Source organism: Campylobacter coli LMG 9860 (assembly GCF_000254135.1).
GTDB lineage: Bacteria > Campylobacterota > Campylobacteria > Campylobacterales > Campylobacteraceae > Campylobacter_D > Campylobacter_D coli.
Genome location: NZ_AINS01000047.1, coordinates 34,174 through 44,585 on the forward strand (window position 1 = coordinate 34,174; position 10,412 = coordinate 44,585).

The window sequence follows — 10,412 nt, forward strand, 5'->3', positions numbered from 1 at the left end:
ACGATTAAATTTTCATCTTAGAAATTTCATTTTCACAAGCTTTACAAAAAATTTCCACATAGGCACGATTTGCTTTTTTTGCTTTTAAAAATTCACTCATAGAATTTAAAAAATAAGCATAATCCTCATCGCTTACATTACCCTTGATCAATTCGTATTTTAAAAAAAGCATATAGGTGTTTAAAACATCACTTTCGCAATACTCGTGAATTTTTTCAATCTTATCTTCATAATAAAGCTTCATCACCTCATCGCCATGCACATCGTATTTACCTGGTAAATCTGCCATAGCACAAATCGTATCAAGCTTTAAACCCCTTGTCGAACCAAAACTTTCAAACAAATCACAATGTTTTAATTCTGAAAATCTAGTTTTATAATTATTCCACTTATCACTTTGTGTATCAAGATAATTAGCCGCTTTGATATTGTATTTTAAAGCCCTTAAAACAAGTAAAGGCATATCATAATTTTTACCATTAAAACTGACTAATTTTGGCTCGTATTTTTCAATGAAAGCAAAAAAATTATGGATCATTTCTTTTTCATTTTCTCCATCGATTTTATTTACTTTTATAAATTTTCCATAATGATCGCTAATAACTGCGCAAATGCTTACGATCTTATGATAAGGCAAGGGTAAAAACTCACTTCCGCTTTGCTCTTTTTGCCACTCTAGCGCTTTTAAGCTTACTTCTAAATCTTCTCCTTCAAAAGCCAAAGTTTTGCGAATTAAATCCGTATCTGGGATGCTTTCACAATCAAAAATGCAAATATAACCTTCATTTTTCATCATTTTTAACCTTTTTTCAAATAATTTTGCTAAAATCATAGCAAAAATTTAAAAATTTTAGGTTTTAATGAAAATAGCAATCATTCGTTTATCAGCCCTTGGGGATATTATCCAAAGTGCTGTGGTTTTACAATTTATCAAAAAATTTAAAAAAGATATAGAAATTCATTGGTTTGTGGATGAAAAATTTGAAGGCATACTCAAAAATCATCCCCTAATCGATAAACTTTATGCTTTGCCTCTAAAGGACAAAAAAATCATTCAAAGTTTAAAAATACTTTTAGAGGCTAGAAAAAATAATTATAATGCGGTTATGGATCTTCAAGGGCTTGTAAAATCGGCTATTGTGAGTAGAATTTTAAGTAGAAATAATTTTGGTTTTGATAAAAACAGCCTTAAAGAAAGCTTTGCGCATAATTTTTACAACCAAAAATTAAACATAGATTATAATGAAAATGTTTTTGTAAGATATCTGGGTCTAACTTCTTTCATGCTGAATAAGTATTTTGATCCTAAAGATCTAGCTTTTAAAGAAGATGTTTTTAGCGTGGATGAAAAATTAAAACAACTCTTAAGCGAAAAAATGCAACTTACAAAAAATAAAAAAAACATACTCATCCATGTGGGATCAAGTGAAGAAAATAAAATCTATCCTAAAACCAAGCTTGCACTACTTTGCAAACTCATCATCAAAGAATTTCCTGAAATAAAAATTTTCTTAGGCTGGGGCAATCTTAAAGAATATGAATTTGCTAAAGAAGTCATAGAGCTAGGCGCTATAAGTCAAGACAATATAGAAATAGCTCCTAAATTTAGTCTTGAAGAATTGATAGTTTTTACAAAATCCATGGATTTAATCATAGGAAATGATAGCGGCCCAACGCATCTAGCTTTTGCTTTAAATAGGCCTTCTATAACCATCTTTGGTGCAACGCCAAGCTACCGCAATGCTTTTAAAACCAATATTAATAAAATTATCGATACAGGTAAAAAAATCACAAATGCAAAACATCTTGATAAAAGCGACTTTTGTATAAGTACTATCGAAGAAGAGGATATCTTAAAACTTGTCAAGGAGCTTTTGGGGGATGAATAAAGATTATCTTTACCTTAGTGCTTATTATATACTTAAATTTTTAGTCTATACTATGCCTCATTTTATTTTAAATTTCCTTGCTTTTTGTGTTTCAAAGATCGTTTTTAAACTCGATAAAAAACATAGAAAAATCATAGATATAAATTTAAAACTTTGCTTTCCCTATAAAGATGAAAATGAAAGAAAAGAACTTGCTTTTAAAATTTATAATAATTTTGCCAAATTTGGATTAGATTGCATTAAAAACCAAAACACAAGTAAAGAAAAAATTTTAGCTAAAGTCGTCTTTGACAATGAAGAAATTTTAACCCAAGCCTTAAAGGAGCAAAAAGGGGTGATTTTCGCTACTGCTCATTATGGAAATTGGGAGCTTTTAAGTCTTGCTTATGCTGCTAAATTTGGAGCGATTTCCATAGTGGGTAAACAACTCAAAAGTCAAAGAATGACCGAACTTTTAGCTAAAAATCGCACTCAATTTGACATAGAACTTATCGATAAAAAAGGTGGACTTAGAAAAATGCTAAGTGCTATTAAAAACAAGCGCGCACTTGGTATACTTACAGATCAAAATTGCACTGATAATGAAGGAATTAAGCTTGATTTTTTTGATAAAAGAGTAAATTATCAAGCAGGAGCTAGTATCTTAGCCAAAAAAACAGGAGCTTTGATCATACCTGCTTATATTTATCAAGGAGAGGATAAAAAATTTCATATTAAATTTTTCAAAACCCTTGATCCTTTAAATTCTAGCCTAGAAGAACTTACAAAATATCAAGCAAAAACTTGCGAAGAAATGATCCGATTTAAACCTGATGAGTATTTTTTCTTTCATCGTCGCTTTGCAAGTTATGATGAAAAACTTTACAAAGGTATCAAATGAATCTTGAAAAAATAAGCGTTATCATCATAGTTAAAAATGCTCAAAATACCCTGTGTGAATGTTTAAACTCTTTAAAAGAATTTGGAGAAATCATACTTTTAAACAATGAAAGCACTGACGATACCTTAAAAATCGCTAAAGAATTTCAAAAAGAATTTGCGCATTTATACATTTACGAAAGCAAATTTATAGGCTTTGGAGCTCTTAAAAATCTTGCTTTAAGTCATGCTAAAAATGAGTGGATTTTAAATATAGACGCGGATGAAATTTTAGAAAACGAAGCCAAAGAAGAATTAAAAAAACTTGAATTTAGAGAACAAAACATCCTAGCTCTACCACGCAAGAACCTTTATAAAGAAGAGTGGATAAAAGCTTGTGGCTGGTGGCCTGATCATGTTTTAAGAGTGTTTAATAAAAAACATACAAAATTTAATGAAAACTTAGTCCATGAGAGTTTGATCTTACATACAAATACTCAAAAGGTTTATCTTAAAAATGGACTAAAGCATTTTGCTTTTGAAAGTATTGATGACTTGCTTGACAAACTTCAAAAATACTCCAAACTTTGGGCTTTACAAAATTTACACAAAGAAAGTGGAATTTGCAAGGCTTTAGTGCGTGGATTTTGGACTTTTTTTAGAAATTATGTCTTAAAAAAAGGAATTTTTTATGGATATAAAGGTTTTATCATAAGTACATGTAATGGTTTAGGAGCTTTTTTTAAATATATGAAATTATATGAGCTAAAAAAACAAAAACCAAAAACTTGCGCCCTAATCATCACAACTTATAATCAACCCAAACGCCTTGCTTTAGTACTCGGTAGTGTAAAAAATTTAGATCCTTCGCCTAATGAGGTTTTAATAGCAGATGATGGAAGCAAAGAAGATACAGCAAAGCTTATACAAGAATATCAAAAAAATTTTCCTTGTGTCTTAAAACATATTTGGCAAGAAGATGATGGGTTTAGATTAAGCCAAATTAGAAATAAAGCCATACAAGCATCTAAAAGTGAATATATCATCGTCATTGATGGAGATATGATTTTGGAAAAAAATTTTATCGCCGATCATTTAAATTTTTCACAAAAAAAGATATTTTTACAAGGTTCTAGAATAATTTTAAACCAAAAAGAAACTCAAGAGCTTTTAGATGTAAATGACTTTAATTTGGCATTTAAGAAAAAAGATTTTAAAAATCAAAGAAATATTTTTTTAGCCAAATATACATATAAGTTTTCAAAACTTGATAAGAAAATTTTTAAAAAAACACAACTTATTAAAGGCATAAGAGGATGTAATATGAGCTTTTATAAAAGTGATTTTGAAGCCATTGAAGGATTTAATGAAAAATTTGTTGGTTGGGGTAGAGAAGATAGTGAATTTGTAGCTAGATTTTTATTTAATAATGGCTTATTTAGACGCCTTAAGTTTAATGCTTTAGCTTATCATATATATCACGAAGAAAATAGCAAAAATATGCTAGAAAGCAATCATCAAATTTATCTAGATACTATAAAAAATAAAAAAGCGACTTGGAGATAATATGAAAACTGTAGGCATAGTAATCCCTATCTATAATGTAGAAAAATACTTAAGAGAATGCTTAGAAAGCGTCATCAATCAAACTTATGTTAATTTAGAAATTATACTTGTAAATGATGGTAGCACCGATGAGAATTCATTGAATATAGCTAAGGAATATGCCTTAAAAGACAAAAGAATTACTTTATTTGATAAAGAAAATGGGGGACTAAGTTCAGCTAGAAACACAGGGATAGAATTCTTTTACAAAGAGTATGAAACTCATTTTTCAAATGAAATTGATGGTTTTTACACCTTTACCGTTGCAAATGAAAATCCGCAAAATGTTTATAAAATTTACAAAAATAAAAATACTTTTATAGAAAAAAATCTAGAAGCTCCTGATATTGATTATTTAATTTTCTTAGATTCTGATAATTCTTGGGAATTAAACTGCATTGAAGAATGTGTCAAACGAATGCAAGACGTTGATGTATTGTGGTTTGATCATCTGTGTGTTTATGAAAAAGGTATTGAAGATAAAGGACAAAAAACAAGAATGCAAATTTTCTCCTATAAAGAAGAATGCATTATAAACCCAAAAGATTATGCTAAAAGAGCTTTAGAGGTTGGGTCAAGAGATATTTCTTTTAGTTGGGGTGGGATGATTGATTTTAATTTTTTAAAGAAAATTAAACTTAAATTTGTAAATTATATCATCAATGAAGATATACATTTTGGTATGATTCTTTTTGCAAGCGCCAATAAGATTTATGTTCTACCAAAAAGACTTTATAAATGCTTACTTAGATCAAATAGTATTTCAAACCATGATAAAAAAGTAACAAAGGCTAACATTTCTCATTATTTTAAAAATATTTATGAAGCTTTTGATGAAGATGCGAAGTCAGCTAAAGAATATTTAAGACTAGCAAGTAGGGTAATTACTGTTTTAAAACTTATAGACTTTTTTCAAGGTAAAAAAGAAAATGAAAACAGCAAGGCTATAAAAGAAATCTTTCTACCGTTTTATGCCAAAAAAGCATTAAAATTTAAAAAAGTTAATAAAGATCCTTTAAATCTTAAAAATGAACTGGATAAAATCAAGCCCTTTGTAAAAAATATTTTACCCTACGATGCTTGGAAAATCCTTCAGAAAATAAAAAATATCTTTAGTTAATTCCTTGTATAATAATTTTATCTATCATGGAATCTTTTTTAATAGTCCTAAAATGCGTAAGCTTGTGTAAAAAACTTTGTTGTTGAATCTCTTGCCAAAGCTTACTATCAAATTTATTTTTGGCATAAAATTGCAATAAATGGCATTCTATATCACTCATATTTTTATAAGTATTGTTTGAATAACCATACTTTTTTAAAAGCTCGAATATAACATGCAATACAAAATAATAATGATTGGTTATATTTTTTTCTTTTTGCCAATAATTTATTAAAATATCTCGCAATGCTGAAATAAAATGGGAATTGCTCTTAGCAATTATAAAACTACTAAGCATTTTAACCATAAAATCTTCATTCCAATTAAAATAACCATAAGAAAAATATGGACTTTTTATAATTCTTTTTAATTTTTCTCTACTAGGTCTATTTCTTGCCCTTTCAAAAGCAAAAAATTCCCTTGCTCTTAAATTTAGTGGAATTTTATCACTTAAAAATATGCTCGCATCACACCAAATTCCACCGTAAGTTGCTAGCAAAGACACTCTTAAAAGATCAGAAAAAAATACTATAGTTTTTTCTCCAAAAGTTTTTTGTTTGATTTTTTCTAATACAAAATCTGGGAAATCTAAATAATCTTTTATATTTTCTTCGTTTAAAATAATAATCTTATATTCATCTCCCATTTGTCTTTGCACTGATTTAAAACATTGTCTTATCATATCACTTGCATTTTCTTCACCTTGAAACCATAGTTGCCATATGATTTTATCATCTTTAAAATCTTGCTTTTTTTTAAAAATAAATGGAGCAATTTCACCTTTTAAAAAGGGTTGTATATAATTTTCATTTAAATATTTACTTACTTTTGGATGCTCTATTTTGTAAGCTATATGAGCTCTTAATTTTCTTCTTAAAGGTTTTATAGGGATTAGATTGCTCAACTTATATGTTGTATTGTTATATAAATTCATAGTTTTAAACCTTTTTTTGTTATGCTTTCAAAAAATCAATCAAAGGTTTTATGTATTCATGATCTAAATCATAATGATCTAAACATATCTCTTTTGTTCCACTTCCGCAAGCTTGATTGTAAGCATATATGAGATTTTTATTCAATTCTTTTTCATTCAAGATTGTCCCTTTATCCTTAAGACACTTACTATATTCTTTAAAACAAGTGATAAAATGAGGATATTTTGCTATTTTTGTTAATAAAATTTCAATTTCTTTATTGTCTTTATTGTTTGGAAATAAAAATATTTTTATTTTTTCATTTTGTAAATTTTTTAATTGTTGTTGCAAATTTTCTTTAGTTTTTTGATAATCATCATCCGCATCAAAAATTATACAAATCTTTTCGATTCTCATATCACTTATATCTTCTTTAATTGATTTTAAATCAGAAGAAGAGAGATTATTGCCTCCTATTGGGATGGTTTCAAATTCATCTATTTTAAGATTTTTACATAATAAATCCAAAAAAATTTTATCACTTTTTCCTTCTACATAAATTTTAATCACTTGTTTTACCTTCTAAGCTCTATGCCATTATTTAGCAAATCTTTTAATTGTTCCGATTGATAGTGCTTGCAATAAACATTTTCTTTATATCTATATATATTAAATACACCTAAATCTTTAAATTCTTTTTCATTTGCCACTTTTTCAACACTGGATAAAAACTCTAAACTATGAGTAGATATAAACATTTGAATATTATTCTTTCTACTAAGTTCTATCAAAGATTCTATAAGTTTCTTGGTCGTTTTATAATGCAAACCATTTTCTATTTCATCTATAAGAATATAATTTGCTTCATTAGAAACTAAAGCACATATGTAATTAAAAAATTTTATAAAACCATAACCAAATATTTTAAGTGGAACTTTTTGATTAAAATCTAAACTTTTTATGAGAATTTCTCCATTGATTTCTTCTACATCTTTTATATTTTCATCAAAAATCTGTAAATATTTAACTAATTTTTCTTCTTTATTAGCCATACGGATATTTCTTAAAAAATAAATAGACTCAAAAGAAAATATATTAACTGGAAAATAAATAGCGTTGCTTTTATTGACATATTCTTTAGCTTGATATTGTCTTTCAACAACTCCTGTTTTTTCCTCTATATTTTTAATTTCTCTTATTGTTAAAATATTTTCTTGCTCGTTTTTTTGACATTTATGATTAAAATGTATTGTTATATCTTTATTTTCATTTAAATTATCTGATATTGAAACAATAGATGATTGCATCAAGGATATTTTTAAGGACAACAAGATGTCTTTATTTAGTCTTGTAAATATATTTATCTTTTTATTTAAATCAAAATTATTAAATACAAATTGAATATTTTTTTTATTTAATGGAAAATTTCTAAATACATCATAACTATAAATGAAATTTTTTATGTAATCTTGTGATAAAAGCAAATAAATAGCTTCTAAAATACTTGATTTACCACAATTATTTTCACCTGTAAATATATTGATATTTTTAAATTTATCAATTTCTAATTCTTTTATAAGTTTATAATTTTGAATTTTGATATTATCGATCATAAATTATTCTACCTTAAAAATCAATGTTTTATACTTTTATTTTAGTACTTAATTAATTTGTTATTGATATGATATCAAATGATATTATTATGATATCATATCATAAAAAATATTAAGGTTTATATAAATGGAAGAGTTAACCATCGTTACTGCTTTTTATAATGTAGGTAGAACCACAAGAAGCAATGAACAATACTTGTCTTATTTTGATTTTTGGGCGGGTTTAAAAAACAAAGTAATCATTTATACTACGGATGATATGAAAGAATCTATTTTAGAGATTAGAAAAAAACACAATCTAGAAGATAAAACCATCATCATTACAAAAGATTTGAAAGAATTTGATGAGCAAAGCCTTGAAAAAATCAAAGACACTTTCAACAAATATGATCAAACTCTAAATAGAAAAAATCCAAGAAATATCGAGTGCAACAATCCATTATATTGCTATTTAATGTATTTAAAACCTTTTTTTGTTGTTGATGCCATAGAAAGAAATTTAACCGGCGAAAATGTAATGTGGCTTGATTTCGGATTTAATCATGGAGATGAATTTTTCACAAACAGAGCACAATTTAATTTTTTACTAGAAAAACAAGAAATTATCAATGAAGAAAAAATTAACTTTTTTTCCGTTAAGGAAGAGGAATATAAAAATATTGCTAATGTATATTTCAATATGGAACCTTTTATAATGGGGGGGCTGATTTTTACTAAAAGTAAAAATTGGTATATTTTCAAAGAACATATGAAAAATGCCTTAAATGCTTTTTTATCTTTTGGAATGGTTGACGATGATCAAATTATGTATTTATGGTGCACAAGAAATCACTCGAATAACTACAAAATAATACGATCTTATGAGTGGTTTGACGCTTTGTTTAATTTTATCCCAATTAAAATTAAACAAAAATTAAGCTTCAAAAGAAAAAATAGTAAATATTATAAAATCATCAAAGAGGAAATCAAAAATTCTAAAAATAAAAATTTGATATACAAAATACAATTATATATCAAATATATCTATTATAAATTTATAAATAAAAAATGATAAAACTATAATTTTTTCCAACTATTTATAATTTTTGCTGTTTCGCTAATTTCATCTTGCGTCATTACGGGTGAAATTGGCAAAGATAAAACTTCAACATGAATCTGCTCTGTTATTGGGAAATTTAAATGATTGTATTCTTTATAACACTCTTGTTTATGTGGCGGTATGGGATAATGAATTAAAGTTTGCACCCCATTTTTCATCAAATACTCTTGTAAATCATTGCGATTTTTGGTACGAATAACAAAAAGATGCCAAACATGATTTTCTTCTTCTTCATAAAAAGGCAAAATTATATCTTTATGTTTTATATTTTCTAAATAATATTTAGCAATCTTTCTTCTTTTTCGATTGTCCTCATCTAAATATTTTAATTTGATATCTAAAATTCCTGCTTGAATTTCATCAAGTCTTGAATTTAAACCTGTATAAAGATTTTCATATTTTTTATGAGAACCATAATTTGCTAAAGCTCTAATTTTTAAAATAAGTTTTTCATCATTACTCACTACACATCCACCATCTCCTAGTGCACCTAAATTTTTACCAGGATAAAATGAAAAAGCTGCCGCATCACCTAAATTTCCAACTCTTTTTTTATCATACACCGCCCCATGTGCTTGAGCGCAATCTTCTATGATTTTAAGATTATATTTTTTGGCTATTTTTTGTATTTTAGACATATCTGTTGCTAAGCCATAAAGATGCACCACCATAATAGCCTTTGTTTTAGAAGTGATTTTTTCCTCAATCAAATCAGGGTTTATATTATAAGTATTTATATCAGGCTCTACAAAAATAGGCTTGCAACCATTATCGGTTATCGCTAAAACAGAAGCAATATAGGTATTTGCAGGAACTATAATTTCATCCTCATTGCCAAATCCATAAGCTTTGATAATAAGTCTTAAAGCATCAAGTCCATTTGCAACACCGACACAACCCTTCACGCCGCAATATGCAGAGAAATTCTCTTCAAAAATTTTATTTTGCTCGCCTAATATATACCAACCACTATTAATAACTTCATTTATTTTATCTTTTATTTCATTTTCAAATCTTGTATTAATTTTGCGTAGATCTAAAAAATTAATCATATTGTTATCCTAGTAATAAAATACTTATAAACACCATAATAATTATACTTGAAAATATAAGAGAATAATTAAAAAGTTTTTTATATTTTCTATATTTTTCTATTGTTTTATCTTGTTTAATATATTTTGCAATATCAACATAATCTTTGAAGCTAAAATTATATCTTTCTCTTAATATTTTAATATTTTTTTTATTATTATAAAAATTCATTATTTTCTAATA

10 protein-coding genes and 1 pseudogene are annotated in these 10,412 nt (G+C 26.6%); 5 read left to right on the forward strand and 6 right to left on the reverse strand.

The window, feature by feature from the left end; translation table 11 throughout:
- Positions 1-4 precede the first annotated feature (4 nt).
- The gene (locus tag CCO88_RS07070; RefSeq protein WP_025443299.1) at positions 5-796 is read right to left on the reverse strand and encodes a 3'-5' exonuclease; all 792 of its coding nucleotides are present in this window, start codon (positions 794-796) and stop codon (positions 5-7) included.
- A gap of 64 nt (positions 797-860) precedes the next feature.
- Here CCO88_RS07070 and waaC point away from each other — a divergent pair, with 64 nt between their 5' ends.
- Genes waaC through CCO88_RS07090 form a run of 4 tightly spaced genes read left to right on the forward strand, consistent with a single transcriptional unit; the run spans position 861 to position 5,472 of the window.
- Positions 861-1,889: a lipopolysaccharide heptosyltransferase I gene (gene waaC, locus CCO88_RS07075; RefSeq protein ID WP_002786299.1), complete on the forward strand. Its 1,029-nt coding sequence runs from the start codon at positions 861-863 to the stop codon at positions 1,887-1,889.
- Positions 1,882-2,769 carry a lipid A biosynthesis lauroyl acyltransferase gene (locus CCO88_RS07080; protein ID WP_002839897.1) on the forward strand — a complete coding sequence of 296 codons (888 nt, stop codon included), beginning with the start codon at positions 1,882-1,884 and terminating at the stop codon, positions 2,767-2,769. The genes waaC and CCO88_RS07080 overlap by 8 nt, the downstream gene beginning before the upstream one ends.
- Positions 2,766-4,313 (forward strand): glycosyltransferase family 2 protein, encoded by a 1,548-nt coding sequence (locus CCO88_RS07085; protein WP_002839898.1) that lies wholly within the window; start codon positions 2,766-2,768, stop codon positions 4,311-4,313. The genes CCO88_RS07080 and CCO88_RS07085 overlap by 4 nt, the downstream gene beginning before the upstream one ends.
- A 1-nt stretch (position 4,314) precedes the next feature.
- Entirely contained in the window at positions 4,315-5,472 is a 1,158-nt protein-coding gene (locus CCO88_RS07090; protein ID WP_002839899.1) for a glycosyltransferase family 2 protein, read from the forward strand.
- On the opposite strand, the gene CCO88_RS07095 is transcribed toward CCO88_RS07090, so the two are convergent.
- The 3 genes from CCO88_RS07095 to CCO88_RS07105 are packed head-to-tail and all read right to left on the reverse strand — an operon-like array spanning position 5,465 to position 8,038.
- Positions 5,465-6,445: a capsular polysaccharide synthesis protein gene (locus CCO88_RS07095; RefSeq protein ID WP_002814732.1), complete on the reverse strand. Its 981-nt coding sequence runs from the start codon at positions 6,443-6,445 to the stop codon at positions 5,465-5,467. The genes CCO88_RS07090 and CCO88_RS07095 overlap by 8 nt on opposite strands.
- A 19-nt stretch (positions 6,446-6,464) precedes the next feature.
- Positions 6,465-6,995 (reverse strand): DUF3226 domain-containing protein, encoded by a 531-nt coding sequence (locus CCO88_RS07100; protein WP_002799664.1) that lies wholly within the window; start codon positions 6,993-6,995, stop codon positions 6,465-6,467.
- 5 nt (positions 6,996-7,000) lie between these two features.
- Positions 7,001-8,038, reverse strand: a complete 1,038-nt coding sequence (locus CCO88_RS07105; protein WP_002799665.1) for an AAA family ATPase — start codon at positions 8,036-8,038, stop codon at positions 7,001-7,003.
- Positions 8,039-8,165: 127 nt separating this feature from the next.
- Here CCO88_RS07105 and yibB point away from each other — a divergent pair, with 127 nt between their 5' ends.
- Positions 8,166-9,089: a protein YibB gene (gene yibB, locus CCO88_RS07110; RefSeq protein ID WP_002809986.1), complete on the forward strand. Its 924-nt coding sequence runs from the start codon at positions 8,166-8,168 to the stop codon at positions 9,087-9,089.
- A gap of 5 nt (positions 9,090-9,094) precedes the next feature.
- On the opposite strand, the gene CCO88_RS07115 is transcribed toward yibB, so the two are convergent.
- Positions 9,095-10,189, reverse strand: a complete 1,095-nt coding sequence (locus CCO88_RS07115) for a DegT/DnrJ/EryC1/StrS family aminotransferase (protein ID WP_002839900.1) — start codon at positions 10,187-10,189, stop codon at positions 9,095-9,097.
- 4 nt (positions 10,190-10,193) lie between these two features.
- A pseudogene (locus CCO88_RS11075) lies at positions 10,194-10,406 on the reverse strand (glycosyltransferase family 2 protein); the annotation flags it as partial.
- Positions 10,407-10,412 lie beyond the last annotated feature (6 nt).

What these genes read in the sequence shown, in the direction of transcription:
- yibB (WP_002809986.1), top strand. Translation starts at nt 8,166, where the DNA reads ATGGAAGAGTTAACCATCGTTACTGCTTTTTATAATGTAGGTAGAACC.
- CCO88_RS07115 (WP_002839900.1), bottom strand. Translation starts at nt 10,189, where the DNA reads ATGATTAATTTTTTAGATCTACGCAAAATTAATACAAGATTTGAAAAT.
- waaC (WP_002786299.1), top strand. Translation starts at nt 861, where the DNA reads ATGAAAATAGCAATCATTCGTTTATCAGCCCTTGGGGATATTATCCAA.
- CCO88_RS07105 (WP_002799665.1), bottom strand. Translation starts at nt 8,038, where the DNA reads ATGATCGATAATATCAAAATTCAAAATTATAAACTTATAAAAGAATTA.
- CCO88_RS07090 (WP_002839899.1), top strand. Translation starts at nt 4,315, where the DNA reads ATGAAAACTGTAGGCATAGTAATCCCTATCTATAATGTAGAAAAATAC.
- CCO88_RS07095 (WP_002814732.1), bottom strand. Translation starts at nt 6,445, where the DNA reads ATGAATTTATATAACAATACAACATATAAGTTGAGCAATCTAATCCCT.
- CCO88_RS07070 (WP_025443299.1), bottom strand. Translation starts at nt 796, where the DNA reads ATGATGAAAAATGAAGGTTATATTTGCATTTTTGATTGTGAAAGCATC.
- CCO88_RS07085 (WP_002839898.1), top strand. Translation starts at nt 2,766, where the DNA reads ATGAATCTTGAAAAAATAAGCGTTATCATCATAGTTAAAAATGCTCAA.
- CCO88_RS07080 (WP_002839897.1), top strand. Translation starts at nt 1,882, where the DNA reads ATGAATAAAGATTATCTTTACCTTAGTGCTTATTATATACTTAAATTT.